A 25988-nucleotide genomic window follows, 5' to 3' on the forward strand; every position below is an offset into this window, starting at 1 on the left:
TATTTCCTATATCTCAACACAATTAAACATATTTAAACACCTTCTTCAAGTTTTATTTATATCCTCTTTATTTTTTTCTATTTATCTTTATTTACATGTTTTATACTATTTATATTTAAGCTTTCTTTTTTATAGATTAGCTTTATTATGTAAGATTGAATAAAACTTTTATTCTTCACTATAACTTTTATTTCATAATACTTTTATATTTTAGTAAATACTTTATCCTTATATTTTTTTCTATTTATCTATTTCTATTTTTTAAATTTATTTACATAATTCATCTTTTAACTCTTTTTTTAAAGAAGTTTTATTACATTTTATGAGTATTTTTTTAATTATAATTAAGAGCAATAAAAAATTGAAAACAGAATTTTTACTAATAATTGTTACAAAAAGTAATTCGAACTAACAAATTTCAAAATTCTTTTGTAAAAATTGTCCATTTTTTTCATTTAAATCGTCTTACTATATAGAGAAACAAATTCTCAAAATTAATACAAAGGATTTAAGATGAAAAGAAAGATTTTCATTTCAGCTTTAGCATCAATGATGTTAAGTGGAACAATGTTAAATGCAAAAGAGATAAGTTTGCAAGAAGCAGTAGAGAATATAGTAAAGAAATATAATGTAACATATATTTCAAAAGCTAATAACTTGAAAGATAAAAGTATAGATTCGCAAAAAGTGAGTTTCGGGGGGGGGTACGGTATTAGATAGTTTAAATAGTATATTAAATCCAAATGAATTAAAAGCTATTCAAGAAGATGGTGTAATATATATAATAGAAAAACCAAAATATCAAAACTTTGGTAATACTACTGTTTTAGATGAAATTTCTGTCTCTAGTTCTAATTATAAAAATGGAAGTGCTGAATCAGGATACCTTGTAGAAGAAACTTCAGATATAGGTCCTTGGAAAGGTAAATCTCTTCAAGATACACCAGTATCAATAAATGTAATCACAGAAGATTTAATCCAAAATATTCAAGCAACAACAGTAGATCAAATATACAATATCAATCCAACAGTTTCGTCTCATACTATAAAAGAAGCATCAGCATGGAATCCTATTATATTAAGAGGAGTTAGTGGTAGTGCTGGTACTGCTTTTGATGGTATGAAAAGGGTGGAATCATTTGAGAGTAATAATCCTGAAGAGTTTGAAAGAATAGAAACTATTACTGGTTTATCAGGATTTTTATATGGAGCAAATAATGTAGGTGGAATTATAAACTATATTCCAAAACGACCAACTTCAAAAGCACAACATAGTGTAACTATCGGAAATGGTGGTGGAACTAGTGGGTATTATGCACATCTTGATTCAGGTGGACCACTAGATAGTGAAGGGAAATTTGGTTATAGACTAAATGTAGTTAGCGAAGACCACAATACAATAGTATCAAATCAAGATTATGATAGACAAATGATAAATCTAGCACTTGATTATAGACCAACAGATAATCTACTTCTTCAAGCAACAGTTTCTGATAGTAAATATAAACTAAATGGAGCTCAAACAAGTTGGAGTATAGGAACTGGAGCTAAAAGATCAAGTGCAAAGCTTATAGATAGTAATAAACTTTGGGGAGAAAAATGGGCATATTATTCAAAAGAAAATAGAAGATATAGTACAAATCTTTTATGGAATATAAATGATAATATAGATTTTAGAGCTGCTTATATGTATGAAAAACAAGATAGAGGTGGAAATAGTTATGTATGGACAACGATAAATTCTGATGGGACTTATGACAAGGAAGCATATCATAGAGAAAATGGACAAGAGTTTAAAAACTGGGGAGCTTATGCTTTCTTATACTTTGATTTTGATACAGCAAGTATAAATCATCAATTAACTTTTGGAGTTCAAACAAGTGAAGGAAAAACAACTGGAAATATAATGGGTCCAGATAATGGCTATGGAGCAACTTTAACTGGATTAAGTTTTGATTCTCCAACATATATAGGAGATCTTCCTAAAAGAACAGTTATAGGAAGAGGGTTACACTGGCAGAATAAGTACCAAAATCTAACAATTGGTGATAGTATAGCATTAAATCCTCAATGCGATTTAATCTTGGGAGCAAGTTATGTAACACTTGAAAATGTAGTAAGTGGCTATGAAAAAAGTGAATTAACTCCATCTGTTTCACTTGTATATAAACCATTTGAAAATCTATCTTTATATACTAGTTATATGGAAGCTCTTGAGCAAGGAGGAATAGCAGGAGAAACATATAATGGTTATGATGTAACAAATGCAAATGAACAAATGGATCCTATCATGAGTAATCAAATAGAAGTAGGAGCAAAACTTACTTTAGGTAATACACTTCTAACTGCTGCACTGTTTCAAATAGATAGAGCTTTTCAGTTTTATGATGAAAGTGATATAACAAAACCAAAGTATGTACAAGATGGAAGAAATGTATATAAAGGATTTGAGTTTACAGCAACTGGAAAACTAACAGACAATCTAACAGCTCTTGGTGGATTTACATTGCTTGAAGCGAGTGTAAAAGACAATAAAAGTAATCCAGCATTAGAAGGAAAAACACCATTTAATGTTTCTGATAAATTTGCAAAATTGTATTTAGAATATACTCCATTTGATAGTATTAATTTTGCAGTAAACGGTGGAGCAAACTATACTGGAAGTTTTTATGGTACAAATTTTGAAACAGATAAGATAGATAGTTACATTTTATATAATATAGGTGCTAGATATACTACAAATGCTACACCTTATCCTTTAACTTTTAGAGTGAATGTAAATAATTTATTTGATAAAGAATATTGGGCAAGTTCTTGGAATACAGGAGATAGAAGAAGTGTTTATGCTTCTGTTCAGATGAAGTTTTAAAACATATAGTATAAAGAGAGTTTTTCTCTCTTTATATATTACAAAAAAATATTCTAATCTTTTAACTTAATTAAGTATAAAGCAAATAACAAATTTTTTTTAGCTATAATCTTATTAAAATATTATAAATTAGGAGACCCAAGTGGTATTTATAGATAATGTATATGCTGATGAAGTTATGGATTCAAGAGGAAATCCAACTGTAAGAGCAACAGTAATTTTAAGTGATGGTTCAAAAGGAAGTGCGATAGTACCAAGTGGTGCTAGTACTGGAAAAAGAGAAGCTTTAGAGTTAAGAGATGGTGATAATAGATTTTTAGGAAAAGGTGTTTTAAAAGCAGTTGAAAATGTAAATACAAAAATTGCTGATGAGTTAATAGGACAAAGTCCTTTTAATCAAGCAGAAGTTGATGCTATAATGAAAGAGATAGATGGAACAAACAATTACTCAAATCTAGGAGCAAATGCAGTTTTAGGTGTATCTATGGCAACTGCTAGAGCTGCTGCGAATTCTTTAAATATTCCATTGTACAGATATTTAGGTGGGGCAAATGCTATGACTATGCCTGTTCCTATGTTTAATATCATCAATGGTGGAGAACATGCAAATAACTCTGTTGATTTTCAAGAGTATATGATTATGCCTACTGGATTTGAAAATTTCAATGATGGATTAAGAGCTGTTGCTGAAATATATCAAAATCTTAAAAAAGTTATTGATGGTATGGGTGAGAGTACAGCTGTTGGTGATGAGGGTGGATTTGCACCAAATTTAAAATCAAATGAAGAGCCAATTCAAGTTATTATGAGTGCTATTACTAAAGCTGGATATAAAGCAGGTGAACAAATCTCTATTGCTTTAGATGTAGCTGCTAGTGAGTTAATCAACGATTCTGGAAAATATGTATTAAAAAGTGAAAATAGAGAATTGACAAGTGCTGAACTTGTAGCTTATTATGAAGATTTATGTGCTAAATATCCAATAGTTTCTATTGAAGATGGATTGAGCGAAGATGATTGGGATGGATGGAAAATATTAACTGAAAAATTGGGTTCTAAAGTACAATTAGTTGGAGATGATTTATTTGTAACAAATGCTTCTATTTTAGCTGAAGGTATCAAAAAAGGTATTGCAAATTCAGTATTAATCAAACCAAATCAAATTGGAAGTGTTAGTGAAACTATGCAAACAATAAGACTTGCACAAAGAAATAACTATAATTGTGTTATGAGTCATAGAAGTGGTGAAAGTGAAGATGCTTTTATTGCTGATTTTGCAGTTGCTTTAAATTGCGGGCAAATAAAAACGGGAAGTACAGCAAGAAGTGATAGAATCGCAAAATATAATAGACTTCTTGAAATTGGTGCAGAGATAGGATATGCTGAATATTTAGGAAAACAACCATTTTCTAAAAAATAATGCAAAAAACAAAAAAGAAAAGTGGTATTGGCGGATTTATACTAATAGTGATTTTTTCACTATTGGTAACAATATATTTTGCTTTACACTGGGTAAATCTTCTTTTTGGAGATAATTCAATAGAAGTTTATAACTCATTGAAAAATAGAAAAGCTTATTTGGAAAATGAGATTGCAAGACTTCAAAAAACAAACGCTTATTTGCAAAAAGAGTATTTTGAACTTAAAAATTTGGAGCCAGAAGAATGAAAACAAAATTGATTATGCTAACAGTAGTTTTGACGATATTTTTGGAGGCAAGAGATAATCCTTTTGCAAAATACGAAGAAGAAACAGGTAGAATGTTTGAATTAAACGAAACACCTAAGAATCTTGAAGAGATGCAAGAAGCAGAGTATATAAAAAAAGTTCAACAAGAAATAAATCAACAAGTTACTACACAAACTCCTACAAAAACACCTACTCAAACAACAAAACAACCTGTGAAACCAGCTGAAAAAACTTATTCAAAAAAAGAAGTTGATAGTTTAATTCAAAAAACAAAACAACAAAGTGAACAAAAAACTAAAGAGTTGGTAAAAAAAGAGTTGTCAAATGTGAAAAAAGAGCCTGAACAAATAGTTTATGTAAAACCACGAGCTGATGTTGAATCTGATGGAAAAACTACTACTTCTTCAAATGATGGTGGGACAAGTGGTTCAAAAAATATTTTACCTTTTCTAAATGTTGAGATATCTGATGATAAGTTGGTAATAAAAAGCGAACACACTATGTTTAAAAAATTTACTATCAATAAAGAAAATAAATTGGCTCTTGACTATCGTGCAAAAGTATCTTTTACTACAAAACGAGAAAATATAAATTCTAAAAACTTTAAAAATATTGTTGTTGGGAATCACCAAAAAGGTGGCTACTATCGAGTTGCTATTGAACTTGGAGATAAACCATCAAAATATAATGTTGATGTTGCAGGTGGGACTGTAACTATAAGCTTGAAATAGATAAGAATTTTCTTATCTATTTTTGTTTTAAAAACATATTCAAATTTAAATGTATAATATCAAGTGCAGCTGGAGTAATACCAGATATTAAACTTGCATTATAAAGTGTAGGTGGTCTGTGTTTTTCTAGCTTCTCTACAACTTCATTTGAAAGTCCTGGAAGTCCTTTATATGAGAATTCATCAGGTATTCTTAGTTTTAACATCTTTTTCATTTTTTCTATTTGTTTTTGTTGTTTTTGAATATATCTATAATATTTTGCTTCTATTATAATTTGTTCTTTTGTGTATTCATCAATATTTGCTAAAGTTGGCACAAGAGTATTAAATTTCTGATTGTCAATAGTATTTCTTCCTATCAAATCTATCAATAAAACTTTATCATTTATTTTTTCTTCCCCAATACTATCAAGAAGTTCTAAAGTCTCTTTTTTTGAAGTTATCCAAGTTGAAGCCATAAGCTCGACAGCATCACTTAAAATCTTTCTTTTTTCTTCTACTTTGTCTAGTTGCTCTTTAGAGATTAATCCTAACTCATATCCATACTGGCTTAGTCTTAAATCGGCATTTTCTTCTCTTAAAAGTAGTCTATATTCAGCTCTTGAAGTAAACATTCTATATGGTTCATGAGTTCCTTTTGTGACTAAATCATCGATTAAAACTCCAATATAAGCTTCATCTCTTCGTAAAATAAAAGGCTCTTTTTCATCTATTGATAAACTTGCATTTATACTTGCCATAAGTCCTTGAGCTGCTGCTTCTTCATATCCTGTTGTAGCGTTGATTTGTCCTGCATGATAAAGATTTTTGATTTTTTTAGTTTCAAGTGTGTGTTTTAACTCTGTTGGATCAACATAATCGTACTCAATAGCATACCCATATCTTACAATTCTAGCATTTTCTAAACCACGAACAGAATGAATCATCTTTTTTTGAACTTCAATAGGCAAAGAGCTTGACATACCGTTTATATAGTATTCTGTACACATTGAAGTTTGTGGTTCTAAAAATAGTTGATGTCTATCTCTTTCACTAAATCTTTTTACTTTATCTTCAATACTAGGACAATATCTAGGTCCTAAACCTTCTATTTGTCCAGTATAAATAGGTGCTCTATGAAAATTTTGTGAGATAATATCATGTGTTCCAAGATTTGTATATGTTACATAACATGGATATTGTGTTGGTTTGAATTTAGTTTTATCTGTTCTAAATGAAAATGGTGCAGGGTTTACATCTCCACCATGTAGATCCATAACTGAAAAATCTATCGAATTTGCATCTATTCTTGAAGGAGTTCCAGTTTTTAGTCTTCCTACATTTAATCCTAACTCTTTTAACTGAATTGAAAGTGTAGAAGATGGCAATTCCCAAGCTCGACCAGCTGAATAAGTATTTTCTCCGATATGAACAAGTCCTCGCATAAAAGTTCCTGTTGTAAGAATCACTTTTTTTGCTAAAAACTCCTCTGTTAGTTTTGTTTTTACTCCAAATACTTCATCATTTTTTACTAAAAGTTCAGATACTTCATCTTGATAAATATCTAAATTAGGAGTGTTATGACAAACTTCTCTCATATAAGCACGATATTTATCCATATCAATTTGTGCTCGGCTTCCTTGAACAGCTGCACCTTTTGAACCATTTAAAATACGAAATTGTATTCCAGTTGCATCTGTACAAAGTCCCATTTCTCCACCCAAAGCATCTAGTTCTCTTACTAGATGCCCTTTTGCTAAACCTCCAATGGCAGGGTTGCAACTAGCAGCTCCTATTTGTTCAACAAGCATAGTTATCAAAAGTGTTTTTTTACCTAATCTTGCACCAGCAAGTGCTGCTTCTATTCCAGCATGTCCACCACCAACAACGATAATATCGTATTGCATATATTTTTCCTTTTTGAAAGACTATTTCGATTTTGTAAAATTAGTTAAAATAAGCTTCTTATAAATTTTTGCAAGATTATATCTAAATTATAAATAAAGCTATTTTAAGTATAATCGAAACTTAAATTTATAATGGAGTTTAAATGAATTTTATAAAATTAAAAGATTTTATGGAGAATTATCAAATTGCTATATACTTTATAATAATCGCAATTGCTATTTTAATCACTTTTGTTGTACCAAATACATCATCTTTTCAAAGTTTGATAAATCCTGCTTTAGCTTTGATGTTATTTGTGACTTTTTTACAAGTTCCTATTTCTGAATTGACTCAAGCATTTAAAAAGATTAGATTTATTTTTGCATTACTTTTTTCAAATTTTATTCTTATTCCACTTCTTGTTTTTGGACTTATACAGTTTTTACCTGATAATCCTTTGCTAAAATTAGGAGTTTTATTTGTTTTATTAACTCCTTGCGTTGATTATGTTGTGACATTTTCACATTTGGGAAAGGCTGATTCAAAACTTCTTTTAGCCTCAACACCTATTTTATTGATAGTTCAGATGTTACTTTTGCCAGTTTATTTATCTGTATTTTTGGGAGAAGAATCATCAAGTTTAGTAGAGATTTCTCCTTTTATTGAAGCTTTTATTTTTTTGATTTTAGCCCCATTGCTTCTTGCAGGTTTTTTTCAAATATTTTCTAAAAAGAGTGTTTTTATAGAAAAAATTGTAGATATTTTCAATCTTCTTCCCGTTCCATCAACAGCGTTTGTTTTGTTAGTTGTTATTTTGAGTGTTGTTCCACAATTAAGTTCGGTGATAAATGATATATTGTTTATAGTTCCAATTTATATAGCTTTTGCTATTATTGCACCTATTATTGGATTTAGTGTAGGAAAAATTTTCAAGTTTGAAACAAAAGAAAAAAGTGCAATAGCATTTAGTGCAGCAACTAGAAATTCTTTGATTATTTTACCTTTAGCTTTAGCTGTACCAAATGCTTTGCCACTACTTCCAGCAGTTATTGTTATGCAAACTTTTGTAGAGTTGATAAGCTCTATAATCTATATTTTTATCTTTAAAAAAATAAATAAAAAAGGTTTTTAAGTGTTTACTGGACTTATAAGGGAATTAGCAAAAGTTGAGAGTTTTTCAAATAATTTTTTAACTTTAAAAGCAAAATACAATCCAAAAATAGGTGATTCCATAGCTATAAATGGAGCTTGTTTAACTGTTGTAAAAGTTTCAAAAGATAGTTTTACAGTTGAGTTGTCTCCTGAATCTCAAAAGATTTTAGCTATGGAAAATTATAAAAATGAAGTTCATATTGAACCTGCAATGATGATGGGAGATAGATTTGAAGGACATATAGTTCAAGGGCATATTGATTGTATTGGTAATATTACAAAAATTGTACAAAATGGTAATTCGACAGATTTTTTTATAACAATTGCTAAAGATTTTCTAAGATATATTATTCCAAAAGGAAGTGTAACAATAGATGGAGTTTCTTTAACAGTAAATGAAGTTTTAAAAGATGGATTTAGGCTTACTATTATACCTCATACAATTGATAATACACTTTTTAAGAGATATAAAGTTGGCTCAAAAGTAAATATAGAAACTGATATGTTTGCAAGATATATCTATAATATGTTTAAAAAAGATGATAAATTAACTTGGAGTGAAGTTGATAAAATTATGGCTAGTTATTAGATTCTTGGATATTTTCTTCTAAAGGCTCTATTGTATCTAGGTGATTTATTTTTTTGTAGGTATAGAAATATCTTTTTTTAAGTGGATTTGCATAAGGCTTTATAGTTGCAATCTTCATATCTGGTAACTCTTTGATTTGAGTTACTTTTCCAACTTTTAATCCTTCAAAGAATATATTATCCATTCCAGATGTTATAACTTCATCACCGATATTTATATCGGCCCAAACAGGGATAAATTTTACAAAAAGTTCATCTAATCTATCAGCAGCAGTTACAATACCAGGGCTTTTTTCATTTCCTATAAATACTGCATAAGTACAATCTTTGTTTCCATTTAAAAGACCAATTGATTTACCTTGTTTATTCAGTAAAATTCCAGAAGCATAATTTTCAGATATTAAGCCTAAAATTTTATTATTTTGTTCAGGTTTTTTATCTAACCAAACATTTGTAAAATCGTCAAAATTTATATAAGATAGAACTCTTACTATTTCTATTTTTGAATTAACTTCAGGTAGTTCAACATTATTGATAAATTCTTGAAAATTCTCAATTCTTGCCTTTGCTTCACTATAAAGAATTTTATATTCTTTGAGTTCTAAATTTTCATTTAGAAGCTCTCTTATCATTCTTTCATGTTCAAAATGGTTTGCTATTCTTTCTGATACTGATATATAATTGTTTATATATGCAGTTTTAATTGTAGCAAATATACTAAAATGTTTTGCTAGAAACTTATCTAATTCAAAAAGATAAGCTAATCCAGCAATTAAGAATAAAAAGATAAATAGTATTCGCTTCATTTAAAATTAAGAGTTTTTCATATCTTCAATAACTTTTAAAAGTCCTGGTTCATCAAGAACTTGACTTGTTCCGTAAGCAACAGATAATAAAGGTTCATCTGCTATTTTTACAGGTATTTTTACAATTTCCATTAGATATTTATCTAATCCTCTAATTAAAGCACCACCACCAGTTATGATAATACCATTATCGACAACATCTCCAGCCAAATCTGGTGGCATATTTTCTAAAACACTTCTAATTGCTGATGCAATCTCTTTTAAAGGTTCTTTTATAGCTATTCTTATACCTTCACTTCCAAGTTCAATAGTAGATAAATATCCAGAATGGTCTTTTCCTTTTATTTGGATTTTTAATTCAGGGTCTAATTTGATTGCAGCGGCAACTTCTATTTTTACAGTTTCAGCAGTTCTCTCACCTATAAATAAGTTATAATTTTGTCTTACATATTCAATAATTGATCTATCGATTTTATCTCCACCAACTTTTACGCTTTTACATAAAACTAATCCACCTAAACTTGTAACTCCAATTTCAGTAGTTCCTCCACCAATATCAACAATAACGTGTCCTTCTGGGTCTGATACTGGAATTCCAGCACCAATAGCTGCTGCCATTGGTTCTTCAACTAAAAATACTTCTCTTGCTCCTGCACTCATAGCAGACTCTTCAACAGCTTTTCTTTCAACTTGAGTTATACCGTAAGGGATACAAATAATTACTCTTGGACGAATAAACGATTTTCTTGAGTGTGCTTTTTCAATAAAATATCTAATCATTCTTTCAGTCATCTCAAAATCTGCAATAACTCCATCTTGCATTGGTCTTACTGCTTGAATATTAAGAGGTGTTTTACCAAGCATTCTTTTTGCTTCTTGCCCAACTGCTAAAATTTTATCTTTTCCATGTCTATCATTTTGTACTGCTACAACTGAAGGTTCATTTATAATAATACCTTTTCCTCTTACCGATACAATCGTATTTGCAGTACCTAAATCTATTGCCATATCGTTTGAAAAAACGCCAATTAATTTATCTAAAATCATTTTATTTATCCTTTACTTACTATTGGTTCTTCTTTTTTTTGAATAACATTTTTTGTAATAACAATTTTTTTATTTTTATATTTTGGAAGGTCAAACATAATATCTAGCATAATATCTTCTAGTATTGATCTAAGTCCTCTTGCTCCAGTTTTTCTTTTTATTGCAAGTTCAGCAAGTTCTAAAAGGGCATCTTTCTCGAATTCCAAAGTTACATTATCCATTTCAAAAAGTTTTATGTACTGCTTTATAAGAGCATTTTTAGGTTCAGTTAAGATATGTACCATATCTTCTTTTGTGATTTCATTTAAAGTTGCTACCATATGTAATCTTCCAATTAATTCTGGAATAAGACCATATTTTACTAAATCATCAGTTTCAACTTTTGATATAATCTTGTCTTGCTCATCTTTTGATTTTTTATCTTGATTAAATCCTAAAACATTTGAACCTTGTTTTCTTCTAATAATATCTTCAAGTCCATCAAAAGCTCCACCACAAATAAATAAAATATTTGTAGTATCTACTTGTAAAGAGTCTTGTCCGGGGTGTTTTCTTCCACCTTTTGGTGGAACATTTACAACAGCACCTTCAACTATTTTTAATAAGGCTTGTTGAACACCTTCTCCTGAAACATCTCTTGTGATACTTCTGTTTTCACTCATTCTTGCAATTTTATCTATTTCGTCAATAAAAATAATTCCTCTTTGAGCTTTCTCAATATCTCCAGAAGCTGCTTGAACAAGTCTTGTTACAACATTTTCAACATCATCTCCAACATATCCAGCTTCTGTTAAACTCGTCGCATCAGCAATTGCAAGTGGAACATCAAGATATTTTGAAATTGTTTGAGCAAGTAGTGTTTTCCCACTTCCTGTTGGACCAATTAAAAGGACATTTGATTTATTTAATTCAATATCTCCATTTACTTCATCTTTTCTAAATATTCTTTTATAATGATTGTAAACAGCTACTGAAAGAACTTTTTTTGCTCTATCTTGACCTATAACATATTCATCTAAAATCTTTTTTAGTTCAGCTGGAGTTTTTATTTTAATCTCTATTTTTGTATCTGAATCTTTTTGTGTTGAAGTTGTACCTTCTAATTCAGCATTCATTATTTCACTTGCAGCATTTACACAAGCTTTACAAATACTTGCGTTATCTCCAGTAATTATTGGATTTATTTTTGTATCTGCTGCTCCACAAAAATCACAAACTATTTTACTCATATTTTATCTTCACTTTTTCTATTAAATGGAATTCCTCGTTTTGTGTTTAAAACAAAACTTGCTAACTCTTTTACATATTTATTTTCGTAATTCTCAAATAAGTCACGTGCTACTTCTTGTAGTGGTTTACCAGACTCAAAAAGTTCTCTGTATGCATGTTTTATAGCATCAATATCTTCTCTATTTTCAAATCTTCTTCTAAGACCTGTTAAATTTAATCCTCTTAAAACAGCTTTATTTCCTTCTGCTAAACAAAATGGTGGAATATCTTGTGTAACAGCACTTGCTCCTCCAACCATAACTTGAGTACCTAATTTACAAAATTGATGAATTGGAGTTAATCCTCCAACTACAACAAAATCATTGCACTCTACATGTCCTGCTAATGTTGCTCCATTTGCAAAAATACAATTATTTCCTATTATACAATCGTGTGCTACATGAACATATCCCATAAATAAATTGTTATCACCGATTCTTGTTATGCTTCCACCACCAGCAGTTCCAGGATTAAATAGAGTAAATTCTCTTATTTTATTATTATCTCCAATTATCAACTCTACATCTTCGTTGTTAAATTTTAAATCTTGAGGAATAGAACCTATTGAAGCATGAGAAAAAATATGATTATTTTTTCCTATCGTAGTTTTTCCTGTAATCAGTGAATGTGAATCTATAATAGTTCCATCACCAATCTTTACATTTTTACCAACAATTGTATAAGCTCCAATAGTTATATTTTCGCCTAAAACTGCACCATCTTCAATGATGGCTGTTTTGTGAATATTATTCATATTTTGACCTAATTATTTATCAACAATCATAGCTTTAAACTCAGCTTCTGCCGTTAATTTTCCATCAACATAAGCTTTGCCTTCTAGCACCATTAGTGTACTTTTCATTTTAACTGCTGTTAGTTCATAATCAAGTCTATCCCCTGGTTTTACAGGATTTCTAAACTTTGCTTTGTCAATACTCATAAAGTATATAACTTTTTTTTTCATTTGTTCATCTGTAAGTCCTGAACTTTTAAGAGCTAAAACTCCACCACATTGAGCCATACCTTCAAGTATTAAAACACCAGGATATATTGGGTGTCCAGGAAAATGTCCTTGAAAAGCTGGTTCTGAAATAGAGATATTTTTATAACCTTTTATTGATTTTGCTAATTCCATATCTGTAATTCTATCAACTAAAAGAAGTGGGTATCTATGAGGTAAAATCTCTTGAATTTGTATAATATCAAACATAATTGAATCCTGAGTATTAAATTTACTAAAGTTCAAGATTTTATCTAAAAGTAGTTTAATTTTCTATAACTGAAGCTACATTTTGAGAACTACCATTCTTTAAATACTGCCTTAAAATCTTAGAATTCTCAAAGAATTTATATTTATCCATACTATTGTAATCACTTAAAAGATTTTCAACAGTAACATCACTTTGTAAAAATTCACTATGAAGTTTTTCTTTTCCCATTTTTTCAAAGAATATATTTGCAAGACCGACAAAATTAAGCTTTACAAAGGTTTTGCCTATAAAAAAATCTAGTTTTTTTGCTATATATGAAAGTGTAAATGGAGTTCCTATTAGTGCTGCTTCAAGTGTTGCTGTTCCACTACAAATAAAAGCATATTCAGCTTGAGATAATGCTTCATGAGCATTTTTTGAAACAGTAAAATTTGAAACATCACCATAAGTTTTTTTTATATATTCATCACCAAATTTTGGTGGAATTACTAAAATATACTCTTTATTTGGAATTTTTTTAATAAGTTCTTTAAAAATTGGCATAAGATTTGTAATTTCTGTTTTTCTACTTCCAGGCATAAAAACAATTTTTCCAGAATTTGTAAGTTCGTGTTTAAACTCTTTAATTTCATCAAGTAAAGGGTGTCCTACGTAAGTGATTTTTTCTTTGTCATTATAAATATCTTTTTCAAAAGGTAAAATTGAGCAAAGTTTCGAGCAAGTTTGTTCCAAAACTTTTACCCTTCCTTTTTTCCAAGCCCAAGCTTGAGGTAGGATATAATAAATAATTTCTTTATTTGGATAAGTTTCTCTTAACTTTTTTGCTAGTGGTAAATTAAATCCTGAACTATCAAGAAGTAAAACTTTATCACAATCCTTTGCTAATTCTACCAATTCATCACGAAGGCGAAAGAAAAACCTTATTTTCTTTAATGCATCAACAAATCCCATAATTGCAAGATTTGTTAAATCATAAAGTGGTTTTCCTAACTCTTTATCAAAAACTCCAACAAACTCTATATCATTACTTAAATATTTTTTTAACTCTTTTAAATGTACATTTGATGAGGTTTCCATAGCACTTACTAAAATTTTCATATTATCTCTTCTTTTATATCTTCATAAGTTACAGAATTTATCTCTATTTCATATTTTTCGTCTATTATCTCATCTAAAACTATCAATGAACTTAAATCATATGGATTTTTTAAAATCTCATTTCGTAAGTTTATTTCATCATAAAAATCAATAGGATTATATAAAAGTTCTTTTACATTTTTATATGAAGTTTTTGCTAAGTTATTGAATGTTTCAATATTTATAAATTTTATCTCATCACGATTAAAATAGAAAATTCCATCTTTTTGATACTCTATTCTTCCATTTGAACTTTTTTTATTCAAAGTTGAATAAGCAAAAAAATATGAAGGTATTATCTTTTTTTGAATACTTACTTTTGCATTTAGAAGTCTATAATTTAAGAATCTTTTTTTTATGATTTTGTACTCTTTTTTTTCATCTTCAAGTTTGTTTCTTAGTTTGTATAATTCTAATCTTTCTTCTATTGATTCTGGTAATATTTGATTTGAAATTGGATTAAACATCTCATCCATAATCTTTTTTTGAGCTTCTCTTTGTGCAGTTAAACCAAACAAACAACCACAATAGTTTTGTCTATAAAGACTATTTTCTTTTACTTTTTCACCTTGAATTTGTCCACCATTACCACTTCTATAATCTTTAAATATGAACTCTACACCAGTTTTTTTAGTTAAGTTTTCTCCGATAATTGCTAGTTTTTCTTGAGATTTTTTAGGAGATATTAGTAAGCTTGTTGTAAATTTATCGTGACCTAACTCCATTGCTTTTTGAACACTAACATCCAATCTATCATCATAACAAACTGTACATCTATCACCTTTTTCAGGCAAATGCTCCATACCTTTTACTTTTTTTAGCCACTCTTCAAGATTGTATGAACCTTCAATTAATGGAATGCCAAGTTTTTTACAAGAGTACTCTACATCCAGATATCTAAGACGATATTCACTATACGGATGAATATTTGGATCATAAAAATAACCAACTAACTTTTCATTTGGATAATCTTCTTGTATTTTTTCTAAAAAATAGTGGCTATCAACAGCACAGCAAATATGAACTAACAAAATCAAAAACCTTTAAAATATAAAATAAGGTACAATTATAGTTAAAAAATTTTAAACAAAGGATTTATTATCAAAAATTTAATATTTCTACTTATTTCACTATTTTTATTTACTGCTTGTAGCCAAAAAGAGCCACAATTATCTTCAAATAGTGCAACAATTCTTTTTAAAACACCACAAATAAAGTTTCATGATAAAGGTTTTATATATAAATTTAAAGATTATACCCAAGTACAAGTTTTTAGTTTTGGAAATGCCATTTTTGATATGAAAATTTATAATGATAAAATATGTAAAAGTACATTTAAATGCCAAGATTTAGATACTTTTAACAAAGAAAATTTAAGTTCAACATATCCAAAAAATTTCTTAAAAGAGTTATTTGATACAGATAAAAAAGAGATAATTCATAGGGATAATGAAAACTCTATTTTGATTAAAATTATTAAAGATTAAAGTTTTTTCTTTAATCTTTAATGTCTTTTTAATTTTGCATAACCTTTTTTTATAAGCTTCAATAAAGGAGATCTATATGAACTAAATACATATTTTTTTATTTCATAGGCTAATCTTCCTTTTACTGTAAGAATACCGTATATATCTCCAGCAGCATATTTACCACCCAGAGCGATTAAAATTCCATCCAGCTTGGGATTACATTTTTCTAAAGCTTTACCTTTAATCATATTTAATACATTTTTTCCAGCATTTATTCCACTATGTCTTGCTATTGTAACGCTTGGTGGCATAAGTTCGCCTTTGTTGTCTCTAATTTCTGCTACATCTCCAGCTGCAAAAATATTTTCATATTTATTGGTTTGCATATATTCATTTACAATAATTTGCCCTTTAGAATTTCTTGCAACATCAATTTCTGCTGAAATAGTTGAAGCTTCGATTCCTCCAGTAAATACTACAAAAGAGTGTTGGATTTTTGTTCCATTTGTTAATGTACAATAATTATCTTCAATTGATTGAAGCTTTGTATTTGTAATGACATTTATTCCCAAATCTTTCAATCTTTTTTGAGAAATGTTGATTAAATCTTGTTTTAGACCAGGTAAAATAGAAGATGAACTACTAATAATAGAGATTTTTAAGTTATCGCAAGAAAAATTTCCTCTTTTGAAAAACTTGATTGAATAGTAAGCCATTTCAGCAGCTATTTCAACTCCTGAAAGACCAGCACCAACAACAACTATATGTGTATCTGCACACTGTTTTAATTCATCTCTTATTTTTTCAAATAGTTGTTTTTCAAATCTTTGTTTAAAACTAATAGCTCTGTGAAGTTTTTTAATATCATCTGCATTATCAAGCCCTGAAATAGTAGGTGGAAAGAAAGTTCTTGTTCCAGCTGCTATAATTAAATAATCAAACTCGACTATTTCTTGTTCTTCAGTATAAATTTTTTTATTTTCTCTATCTATTTTTCTAACTTTTAAATTTTTGAAATCTAAATGATTGTGTTCAAATCCTCTGCATAAAGTTGTAAGATCAATAGTAACATCAGCAAAAGTTGAGTTATTTGCTATTAAATCATAAACTTCTGGTTGTAAATTGTGATAAGTATGTTTGTCTATTAAAGTAATTTTAATATTTTTATTTTTAACTAATTCTCTTAATGCATATATACCTGCATACCCACCACCTATAATAACGACTTTTTCCATAAAAGCGACCTTTAAAATTTTTAATATGTAATTCTATACTTAGCCTTTTTAGGATATGATAAAAAGTAACATATTTACACAATAAAAAAATTGAGAGTGTTTATAAATGTTACTTTTAGAAATAATAGGATTTTAAAATGAAATATATAGGTGCTCATGTAAGTGCAAGTGGTGGAGTTTTTAATGCTCCAATAAATGCAACAAAAATCGGTGCAAAAGCATTTTCTCTCTTTACAAAAAATCAAAGACAATGGAATGCGAAAGCACTTGATAATAAAACAATAGATTTGTGGTTTAAAGAACTAGAAAAGAGTAAAATTGAAACAAAACATATTTTACCTCATGATAGTTATTTGATAAATTTAGGACATCCTGATAGTGAAGCTAGAGAAAAATCTTTACAAAGTTTTATAGATGAAGTTCAAAGATGTGAAATTTTGGATTTAGATAGACTAAATTTTCATCCAGGAAGTCATTTAAGACAGATAAGCGAAGAAGAGTGCTTAGATAATATTTCAGAGTCTATGAATATAGTTTTGGATCAAACAAGTGGTGTAAAACTGGTACTTGAAAACACAGCAGGTCAAGGAAGTAATCTTGGATATAAATTTGAACATTTGGCTTATATTATTGATAAAATTGAAGATAAAAGCCGAGTTGGAGTATGTATTGATACCTGTCATATGTTTACTGCTGGTTATGATATAAGAACTAAAGAAGCTTATGATAAAACATGGGATGAATTTGGAAAAATTGTTGGATTTGAGTACCTAAGTGGTATGCATATAAATGATTCAAAACCACCTCTTGGAGCAAAAGTTGATAGACATGATAGCTTAGGAGCTGGGCAAATTGGTTGGGATAGTTTTAAATTTTTGATGAATGATGACAGAATGGACGATATTCCACTTATTTTAGAAACTATTGATGAAAATATTTGGACACAGGAGATAGAAACTTTATATAGTTTTGTTAAATAAGGAAAATAGATCTAATCTATTTTCTCATTTCCTCCTAAAGAGGTATATAAACTTACTCTATTTATTAGCTCAATTAATTTTGTATCTACTAAAACTCTTTGTGTGTCAAATAATGTTTTTTGTGCAACTAAAACATTTAAATAAGTTCCTAATCCATATTTATACGAATTTAAAGCTACTTCATAATTTTTTTGTGCAGTGTTTACTAAATCTTCTTGAGCATTTAATTGTTTACTTATATTTGCTCTTTCAATTAAAGCATCAGATACATCTTTAAATGCTGATTGTATAGTTTTCTCATATTGAGCAAGAGCTATTTTTTGTTGAGCATTTGCATAATCTAAATTTGCTTTATTTTCTCCGCCTTTAAATATTGGTAAATTTATACTTGGTATAAAAGACCATACTGTTTGAGCATTTCCATTAAATAAAGAACTTAATGAAGTACTAGCAAGACCGTAATCTGCTGTTAAAGTAATTGAAGGAAAAAATGCAGCTCTTGCAACACCTATATTTGCGTTTTTTGCTTTTAAATTATATTCTGCTTCAATAATATCAGGACGAGAAAAAAGAACTTCTGATGAAAGTCCAGATTGTATTAACATCAAACTATTTTCAGTATCTTTAAACCCAGTTGGTAATAAATTATTTGGAATGCTTGTTGATACTAATAACTCTAAAGCATTTTTATTTTTTTCAATCATTGTTAGCTGATTTAATAAATTAACTTCGGCTTCTTTTAGACTTGTTTGTGAACTAAAAACATCATCAATTAAAATAATTCCCATATCAAACTTTTTTTGAGTTAATTCAGAAGCTACTTTTAAATTATCAATACTGTTTTGCAATAGTTTTAAATGTTCGATATTTGAAGAAAGAGTATTCCAAACATTAATTACTTCTGATATTAAACTAATTTTTGTTGATGTTGCTGCATATTTTGTAGCTAAATAACTTTGTAGTGCAGAGTCATTTAAACTTCTAGTTTTGCCAAATAAATCAAGTTCATAAGAAGCTCCAAATTTTGCTGAATATGTACGAGAGATTTCTGTATTGTTATTTGAAGTAACATCTCTTGCATTTGTATTACTGGCTTTTGCCTCAATAGATGGAAAATATTTTGCTTTTTCTATTCTATAAGTAGCTCTTGCTGACTCAATATTTAAAATAGCTATTTTTAAATCTCTATTGTTTTCAAGAGCCAATTTAATTAACTTTTTTAGCTTATCATTTTTCACAAAATCTTGCCAATTTGGTTGAATATACTCTAAATTGCTATTTTTATCTGTACTATTTTTAAACTCTGTTGGTATTATTGAATCATTATATTCTATATCTGGCTTCAAACTACAACCAGTAAATATAAAAAGATTTATTAAAATAAATAAAAATTTAAACATTTTTTACACCTTTTTGCTTTTTCTTTGCAAATATTTTTTTGATTAAAATAAACATCAAAGGAACATAAAATATTGCTAAAATTGTACCTGTTAAAGTTCCACCAATAATTCCTGTACCAATTGAAATTCTACTATTCGCTCCAGCCCCACTTGAAATTGCTAAAGGTATAATTCCTGCAATAAAAGCCAATGAAGTCATAATAATTGGTCTAAATCTTAAGCTAGCACCTTCTATTGCTGATTTTATAAGTGGTTTTCCATTTTTATATGCATTTTCAACAAATTCTATGATTAAAATTGCATTTTTTGCTACAAGCCCAATAGTTGTTAAAAGTGCAACTTGGAAATATACGTCATTATTTAAATCTCTAAAATAAACTGATATAACTGCACCAATAATTCCTAATGGAACAGCTAATAAAACAGAAAAAGGGATACTCCAACTTTCATATAAAGCAGCTAAACATAAGAAAATCACTATCAAAGATAAAATATATAAATAAATTGCTTGTCCACCTGATAATTTTTCTTGATAAGATAGTCCACTCCAAGCATAATTAGTATCTGAATTATTAGCTTTTGCTAATCTCTCCATTTCGTCCATTGCAACTCCTGAACTCACTCCATAATTAGCTTGTCCTTGAAATAAATAAGAAGCCAAACCATTGTATCTTGTTAATGATTTTTCAGTTGGCTCCCAAGATATATTAGTGAACTCTTCAAAAGAGACCATTTTATTATCTTTATTTCTAACATTCCATTGATATAAATCTTCTGGTTTTGCTCTATATTGTGCATCAGCTTGGATATAAACTCTTTTTACTCTTGATTTATCAATAAAATCATTTACATAGTTTCCAGCCCAAGCAGAACTTAAAGTATTGTCAATATCTTCATAAGATAAACCTAAAGAATATATTTTCTTTTTATCATAATTGAGTTTTAATTGATGAGTTTCTTCTGTACCTTCAACTCTTGCTCCAACGATTAATTCATTTGATTTTACTGTTTCTAATAAAGAATTTTTTGCTTCAAGAAGTTCTTCTCTTGACATTTTTGCTCCAGCTTGTAACTGAAATTCAAAACCTTCTGAGTTTCCAAGTCCTGGAATAGAAGATGGATTCATTACATAAACTTCTGCATCTCTTATAAAATATTTTGAGTCATTTTCAGAAAAAGCTATCATTGCCCTTTGGGCAATTTCATCTGCTTTGTTTTCTTTACCACTTCTTTGACTCCAATTTTTTAATTCAACAAAACCTAAACCACTATTTTGTCCATTCCCTGCAAATGTAAATCCAACAATAGTAAAAATAGAATTAACACTTGCCTTTTCTTCTATTAAGAAATAATCTCTTATTATTTTTTCAACATCTTCTGAACGTGTTGCACTAGCTCCAATAGGTAGCATAAATTGAAGCATTAAATCCCCTTGATCTTCTGATGGTACAAATCCTGTTGGTAATTTTAAAAATAATAAAATTGTTACAGCTACTATTGCAACATAAGCAGTCATCCATTTTAAGGGTTTATTTACAAAATTAAAAATACTCATTTTATATTTTCTAGTTAAATTATCAAATTTTTTGTTAAACCATACTATTGGACCACTATCTTTTGCATTTGGGTTATGTGGTTTTAAAAATGTTGCACAAATTGCAGGAGATAAAGTGATTGCTACAACAACTGATAAAACCATTGAAGAGATAATTGTAACAGCAAACTGTTTATATATTATTCCTGTTGAGCCATTAAAAAATATCATTGGTAAAAATACAACTGAAAGAACAGTTGCAACTCCGATTAGAGCACTTGTTATTTCACTCATTGCAATAATAGTAGCTTCTTTTGCACCCAGATTTTTTTCTCTCATATTTCTTTCAACATTTTCAACTACAACAATAGCATCATCAACTAATAAACCAATTGATAAAACCATAGCAAACATTGTTAAAGAGTTTATTGTAAATCCTAAGAAGTTTAAAATAGCAAATGTTCCAAGTAATACAACTGGTACAGCAACAGCAGGAATTATAGTTGCCCTCCAACTATTTAAAAAAACAAACATCACAATAACAACTAAAACTATAGCTTCAAAAAGTGTTTTTACAACCTCCTTTATAGATGCTTCAATAAAAATAGTTGTATCATAAGGGTAAGAGATTATGTAACCATTTGGTAAATTATTTTCAAATGAAGATATATACTCTTTAACTTTTTTTGCTGTTTCTACTGCATTTGATCCTGATGATAATTTAATTCCTACTCCACTTGCTTGAAAACCATTTACCTTTGATATAAACGAATAATCTTGGCTTCCTAATTCAACTTTTGCAACATCTGATAAAAGTACATTTGCTCCATTAAGATCGCTCTTTATTACAATATCTTCAAACTCTCTTACATTTTCTAATTTTGTTCTTGACACAACATCAGCATTTAACTCTTGATTTTTTAATTGAGGTCTTGCACCAATACTTCCTCCAGATGCTTGCGTATTTTGTATCATAATTTCTTTGTTTATATCAGATGGCATCAAATTGTATGATTTTAGTTTTTTAGGGTCTAGCCAAATTCTCATAGCATATTCAGTACCAAAAAGTTCAACTCCTCCAACACCATCAACTCTTGCTAATCCATCTTTTATATTACTAATCAAATAATCTGATATATCATTTTCACTAGATTTTCCTGATTCATCATGAATAGAAAATATCATCAAATAGTCATTTTGAGCTTTTACAACACTTACCCCTTCTTTTCTAACATCTTCAGGAAGTCTTGGCAAGATTTGTTGTACTTTATTGTTCACTTGAACTTGAGCTATATCTGGATCTATGCCTTTTTCAAATACAACACTTATTGTTGAAGAGCCTGAACCACTTGTTGAAGAGAAATATAATAAACCATCTAATCCAGTTAATTCTTGCTCTATAACCTGAGTAATACTATTTTCTATAGCTTTAGGAGAAGCTCCTGAATATGTAGCTCTTATTTCAATAGTTGGAGGAGCAATATCTGGATACTGTTCTATTCCTAAATTTTTTATTGAAAGTATCCCTGCTAACATTATAATTAAAGAAATAACCCAAGCAAAAATTGGATGATGGATGAAAAATCTAGCTATCATTTTACATCTTCTTTTAAACTATTAATATCTTTTGGTATTACGATACTTTTATCGTTTATTTTACTTAAACCTTCAATTATAATCTTATCTGTTTCTAAAACACCATTAGTTACAAGCCATTTATTTCCTATTGCTCTTTCTACAGTTATTATCTTTGTTTTAATACTATTATCATCTTGAATAACAGTAACTATATAATTTGATTTTGCATCTAATGTAACGGCTTGTTGAGGAACTAAAAAAGCATTAATATTACCATTTTTTATTATTGTATTTACAAACATATTATCTAATAATTCACCATCTGGATTTGGAAATTCTGCTCTTAAAGTTACATATCCTGTATCTTCATCAACTGATATTTCTTGAAGTTTTAGTGTTCCACTATGTTTGTATATTGTATTATCTGGTAATATGATATTTACATTTATCTCATCTTGTTCTATATTATTTTGATTTGATTTCTTTAATTTAAATAATTGATTATTTGACTGACTTAAATCAACATAAACTTTACTTGTATCTCTTATTGTAGTTAAAACATTTTCTTGATTTTGTGAAACTAATGCTCCAACAGTATAGTTAGATATTCCAATAAATCCAGAAATTTGTGCTTTTATTTTTGTTCTATCCAAATTAATCTTAGCACTTTTTACCAAAGCTTTATTTTGTTCAACCAAAGCAATTGCTTGTAGATATGCAGCTTTTGCATCATCAGCATCTTGTTTTGATATTACATTAAATTTTACAGATTCTTCATATCTTTCATTTTTTAGTTTTAGTGTTATTAAATTTGCTTCTGAACTTTTTAGGGTTGCTAAGGCTTCTTCATAACTAGCTTGGTAGGAATCTGGATCAATTACATATAAAACTTCTCCTTGTTTTACAAAACTTCCCTCTTTAAAAAGTTGTTTTTTAATAATTCCATCAATTTGTGGTCTTACTTCTGATTTATAAATAGATTTTATTCGTCCTGACAACTCTTGTTGTAAAGGAACTTCTTGTTTATTCAATGTTATATATCCGACTTCAATTGCTTGATTTTCTGATGAATAATCAGTTGATTTTTCACCACTACATCCAGAAAAAAAAGTAAGAAATAGTAAAAAAATTAATTTTTTTAAGTAAAAATACATTATTTAACCTTTATAATACATACGTATGTATTTAATATTTTTGAAATAGTATTTAAAGAAATATTAAATTTTAATTAAATAATATGCACTTGAATAGGAGTTATAAATTGAGCACAAAAAATAAAATAGATAAAAACCACTTAATAAGTGTTATTGAAGATATTATATTAGATGAAGGAATTTCAGGTTTAAGTATTAGAAAAGTTGCTTCTAAGGCAAATATTTCAATAGGTGGAGTTCAATATGCCTTTGGAAATAAAGAAGGAATGATAAAAGCAGTTGCACATAAAAATGAAGATGATTATAACCAACAAATAGAAATTTTATCAAAAAATGATAATTCAAAATATGCCAAATTAAAAGCTCATATTAATTATATAGCAAATTGCAATAGCACTGAAGAATTCAGCAAAATGTCAAGAATGGTAACTATGCTTTTACAAGATGAAATTATTTTAAAAGAGTTTCAAGATTGCTATACTACTTCTTTAGATTCTATTGATACATCAAATGATGAAGGTAAAAAATTAAGGTTAGCCTTTTTACTTTCAGAAGCACTATTTGCTTTGTTATCTTTTAAATATATAAAATTATCAGATAAAGAACAAAAAGAGATTTTTGAAGATTTAAAGAAATTTTTACTTTAAGTTTTTTTTGATACACTTTCAATCTCAATACAGTTGTATTGAAATATATTTTGAAAGAATTTTATGAAAAAAAGATTAATTACTTTTAAATTTATTATGACCATTGCTTTTGTTGAAGTTCTTTGTTATATGGCTGTTGATTTTTATTTAGCTTCTATGCCACATATTGCAACATATTTTGAAACATCTTATTCAAAAGTTCAGCTTTCACTTACATTTTTTCTCTTTGCAATGGGTATTGGGCAACTCTTTTTTGGTCCAATTATTGACTATTTTGGAAGAAAAATACCTTTAATTTTTGGAATTGTTCTTTACTCTTTATGTTCAATCCTTATGACTTTTGCAATAAATATAGAAGCATTTTTATTTTTTAGAGTTATTCAAGGATTAAGTGTAGCTTTAATATATGTTTGTGTGATAAGTATGGTTAGAGATGTATCAAAAGGTAGAGTTGCAGCAAATATTTTTGCAATATTAATTACTATTGGAGCTACAACTCCTATTTTAGCACCAACATTAGGTGGTTATATAGACCAAGAGTTTGGATGGAAAACAGTTTTTTATATACTTTTTATACTATCAATTATTTTGGCATTAGCATCGCAATTTACATTACAAGAGACTTTAAAAGAGCAAAAAAGAGTTACAATAAATTTTAAAAATATTTTTATTATTTATTTTAATATTATAAGAGATAGAGATTTTTTGACACCAGCTATTGCTGCTTGTTTAATGTATATGTTTGTGTTTGCATATATTGCAGGAGCAAGTTTTGCTTATCAAGAGATATATAAACTTGATTCAAAAACCTTTGGCTTAGTATTTGGAGCAACAGGAAGTGCATTACTATTTGGAGCATTAATTTCTACTAAACTATTAAAAATATTTAATATGAAGCAACTATCAATTAGTGGAGCAACTATTTTAGTTTTTGGTTCAATTATTAGTTTTACTAGTGCAAATATATCTTTTATTGGTTTTGATGGAATAGTTGCAGGGTTTTTTATCTCATTTTTTGGTTTAGGACTTTGTGAAGCAAGTCTATTTTCTATGGCTATGTCTTCTCAAAAGAAGTCTGTTGGAGCAACTGCTGCACTATTAGGTTCATTGCAACTTTTATTACCTGCTAGTGTAACTTTGATTGCGGGGTATTTAGTAGAGATATCAACACTTTATTGGTTAGGAATTATACTTATTTTAGGTATTTTATCATTTTTATTTACTTACATAGTTTTTAAAAATAAAAAACAATTAATCAAGTAAAATATATTTTTCAACATCTACGATATCAATTTGTGAATATGGTAGATGTTTTTTGATATATTTCAAGAATTCTCCACTTCTTAAAAAATCATTAAAAATATCTTTTTGTATATAATGATAATCTACTAAACTTTTAAGTATCTCTAAAATCTCTTGAGCAGTTTTAATATTGTTTGATAAAATCAATATTTCAAAAATTTCAAAATAAATCTCAATTTTTTTATCTATTTTAGAATTTACAACACTATCTAAATTTGTGTAATCCAAAAAATCACTAGAAACACAATTTTCTAAGCCTAATTTTTTATGCATAAAATCCTCTTTGTAGACGATATATATATCGTTGTTTAAATATTAACAAAAA

Annotated in this window: 24 protein-coding genes; 11 read left to right on the top strand and 13 right to left on the bottom strand. The window is 28.2% G+C overall.

Annotated features, from left to right (window positions below; genetic code table 11):
* Positions 1–513 precede the first annotated feature (513 nt).
* The 5 genes from CRU91_RS12165 (at position 514) to CRU91_RS00020 (ending at position 5289) form a co-directional block, all read left to right on the top strand.
* On the top strand, positions 514–720 hold the full coding sequence (locus CRU91_RS12165) for a hypothetical protein (protein ID WP_222718355.1): 207 nt from the start codon (positions 514–516) through the stop codon (positions 718–720).
* A gap of 187 nt (positions 721–907) precedes the next feature.
* The gene (locus CRU91_RS00005; RefSeq protein WP_268876308.1) at positions 908–2869 is read left to right on the top strand and encodes a TonB-dependent siderophore receptor; all 1962 of its coding nucleotides are present in this window, start codon (positions 908–910) and stop codon (positions 2867–2869) included.
* A 142-nt stretch (positions 2870–3011) separates the two neighbouring features.
* Complete coding sequence (gene eno, locus CRU91_RS00010) at positions 3012–4289, top strand: phosphopyruvate hydratase (protein WP_113892132.1); 1278 nt, start codon at positions 3012–3014, stop codon at positions 4287–4289.
* The gene (locus CRU91_RS00015; protein ID WP_113892134.1) at positions 4289–4537 is read left to right on the top strand and encodes an FtsB family cell division protein; all 249 of its coding nucleotides are present in this window, start codon (positions 4289–4291) and stop codon (positions 4535–4537) included. Before eno ends, CRU91_RS00015 begins: the two co-directional genes overlap by 1 nt.
* Positions 4534–5289 carry an AMIN domain-containing protein gene (locus CRU91_RS00020; RefSeq protein WP_113892136.1) on the top strand — a complete coding sequence of 252 codons (756 nt, stop codon included), beginning with the start codon at positions 4534–4536 and terminating at the stop codon, positions 5287–5289. The genes CRU91_RS00015 and CRU91_RS00020 overlap by 4 nt, the downstream gene beginning before the upstream one ends.
* Positions 5290–5305: 16 nt before the next feature.
* Here CRU91_RS00020 and mnmG read toward each other — a convergent pair whose 3' ends face one another.
* Positions 5306–7174, bottom strand: coding sequence for a tRNA uridine-5-carboxymethylaminomethyl(34) synthesis enzyme MnmG (mnmG, locus tag CRU91_RS00025; RefSeq protein ID WP_113892138.1), 1869 nt, complete (start codon positions 7172–7174; stop codon positions 5306–5308).
* A 143-nt stretch (positions 7175–7317) separates the two neighbouring features.
* On the opposite strand from mnmG, the gene CRU91_RS00030 reads away from it, so the two are divergent.
* Together CRU91_RS00030 and ribE are read left to right on the top strand one after the other, a co-directional pair.
* On the top strand, positions 7318–8286 hold the full coding sequence (locus CRU91_RS00030) for an arsenic resistance protein (RefSeq protein WP_113892140.1): 969 nt from the start codon (positions 7318–7320) through the stop codon (positions 8284–8286).
* Entirely contained in the window at positions 8287–8895 is a 609-nt protein-coding gene (gene ribE / locus CRU91_RS00035) for a riboflavin synthase (RefSeq protein ID WP_113892142.1), read from the top strand. It begins immediately after the preceding gene.
* Here the strand turns inward: ribE and mreC are convergent.
* Genes mreC through CRU91_RS00070 form a run of 7 tightly spaced genes read right to left on the bottom strand, consistent with a single transcriptional unit; the run spans position 8885 to position 15395 of the window.
* Positions 8885–9700, bottom strand: a complete 816-nt coding sequence (gene mreC, locus CRU91_RS00040) for a rod shape-determining protein MreC (protein WP_113892144.1) — start codon at positions 9698–9700, stop codon at positions 8885–8887. The genes ribE and mreC overlap by 11 nt on opposite strands.
* Positions 9701–9706: 6 nt before the next feature.
* Complete coding sequence (locus CRU91_RS00045) at positions 9707–10747, bottom strand: rod shape-determining protein (RefSeq protein ID WP_113892146.1); 1041 nt, start codon at positions 10745–10747, stop codon at positions 9707–9709.
* 5 nt (positions 10748–10752) lie between these two features.
* On the bottom strand, positions 10753–11976 hold the full coding sequence (gene clpX / locus CRU91_RS00050) for an ATP-dependent Clp protease ATP-binding subunit ClpX (protein WP_113892148.1): 1224 nt from the start codon (positions 11974–11976) through the stop codon (positions 10753–10755).
* Complete coding sequence (gene lpxA, locus CRU91_RS00055; protein WP_113892150.1) at positions 11973–12770, bottom strand: acyl-ACP--UDP-N-acetylglucosamine O-acyltransferase; 798 nt, start codon at positions 12768–12770, stop codon at positions 11973–11975. The genes clpX and lpxA overlap by 4 nt, the downstream gene beginning before the upstream one ends.
* Before the next feature lie 12 nt (positions 12771–12782).
* A complete protein-coding gene (gene fabZ, locus CRU91_RS00060) occupies positions 12783–13226 on the bottom strand; it encodes a 3-hydroxyacyl-ACP dehydratase FabZ (RefSeq protein WP_113892152.1) in 444 nt (147 codons plus the stop codon).
* Positions 13227–13281: 55 nt separating this feature from the next.
* A complete protein-coding gene (gene lpxB / locus CRU91_RS00065; RefSeq protein WP_113892154.1) occupies positions 13282–14325 on the bottom strand; it encodes a lipid-A-disaccharide synthase in 1044 nt (347 codons plus the stop codon).
* The gene (locus CRU91_RS00070; RefSeq protein WP_113892156.1) at positions 14322–15395 is read right to left on the bottom strand and encodes an epoxyqueuosine reductase QueH; all 1074 of its coding nucleotides are present in this window, start codon (positions 15393–15395) and stop codon (positions 14322–14324) included. Before CRU91_RS00070 ends, lpxB begins: the two co-directional genes overlap by 4 nt.
* Positions 15396–15662: 267 nt before the next feature.
* Here CRU91_RS00070 and CRU91_RS00075 point away from each other — a divergent pair, with 267 nt between their 5' ends.
* Entirely contained in the window at positions 15663–15851 is a 189-nt protein-coding gene (locus CRU91_RS00075; protein WP_235826911.1) for a hypothetical protein, read from the top strand.
* A 17-nt stretch (positions 15852–15868) separates the two neighbouring features.
* Here CRU91_RS00075 and CRU91_RS00080 read toward each other — a convergent pair whose 3' ends face one another.
* Positions 15869–17068 carry an NAD(P)/FAD-dependent oxidoreductase gene (locus tag CRU91_RS00080; protein WP_113892160.1) on the bottom strand — a complete coding sequence of 400 codons (1200 nt, stop codon included), beginning with the start codon at positions 17066–17068 and terminating at the stop codon, positions 15869–15871.
* Between the two features lie 137 nt (positions 17069–17205).
* On the opposite strand from CRU91_RS00080, the gene nfo reads away from it, so the two are divergent.
* Complete coding sequence (nfo, locus tag CRU91_RS00085; RefSeq protein WP_113892162.1) at positions 17206–18048, top strand: deoxyribonuclease IV; 843 nt, start codon at positions 17206–17208, stop codon at positions 18046–18048.
* An 11-nt stretch (positions 18049–18059) separates the two neighbouring features.
* Here the strand turns inward: nfo and CRU91_RS00090 are convergent, their stop codons facing one another.
* The 3 genes from CRU91_RS00090 to CRU91_RS00100 are packed head-to-tail and all read right to left on the bottom strand — an operon-like array spanning position 18060 to position 23714.
* Entirely contained in the window at positions 18060–19448 is a 1389-nt protein-coding gene (locus CRU91_RS00090; protein ID WP_113892164.1) for an efflux transporter outer membrane subunit, read from the bottom strand.
* On the bottom strand, positions 19441–22578 hold the full coding sequence (locus CRU91_RS00095; RefSeq protein ID WP_113892165.1) for an efflux RND transporter permease subunit: 3138 nt from the start codon (positions 22576–22578) through the stop codon (positions 19441–19443). Before CRU91_RS00095 ends, CRU91_RS00090 begins: the two co-directional genes overlap by 8 nt.
* Positions 22575–23714 carry an efflux RND transporter periplasmic adaptor subunit gene (locus CRU91_RS00100; RefSeq protein ID WP_113892167.1) on the bottom strand — a complete coding sequence of 380 codons (1140 nt, stop codon included), beginning with the start codon at positions 23712–23714 and terminating at the stop codon, positions 22575–22577. The genes CRU91_RS00095 and CRU91_RS00100 overlap by 4 nt, the downstream gene beginning before the upstream one ends.
* A gap of 107 nt (positions 23715–23821) precedes the next feature.
* On the opposite strand from CRU91_RS00100, the gene CRU91_RS00105 reads away from it, so the two are divergent.
* Both CRU91_RS00105 and CRU91_RS00110 read left to right on the top strand, forming a co-directional pair.
* Entirely contained in the window at positions 23822–24361 is a 540-nt protein-coding gene (locus tag CRU91_RS00105) for a TetR/AcrR family transcriptional regulator (protein ID WP_113892169.1), read from the top strand.
* A gap of 63 nt (positions 24362–24424) precedes the next feature.
* On the top strand, positions 24425–25624 hold the full coding sequence (locus CRU91_RS00110; protein ID WP_113892171.1) for a multidrug effflux MFS transporter: 1200 nt from the start codon (positions 24425–24427) through the stop codon (positions 25622–25624).
* Here CRU91_RS00110 and CRU91_RS00115 read toward each other — a convergent pair.
* A complete protein-coding gene (locus CRU91_RS00115; RefSeq protein WP_235826912.1) occupies positions 25613–25936 on the bottom strand; it encodes a hypothetical protein in 324 nt (107 codons plus the stop codon). The two genes, CRU91_RS00110 and CRU91_RS00115, sit on opposite strands and share 12 nt — an antisense overlap.
* Between the last annotated feature and the right edge of the window lie 52 nt (positions 25937–25988).

The organism is Aliarcobacter vitoriensis (genome assembly GCF_003316695.1).
Taxonomy (GTDB): Bacteria; Campylobacterota; Campylobacteria; order Campylobacterales; family Arcobacteraceae; genus Aliarcobacter; species Aliarcobacter vitoriensis.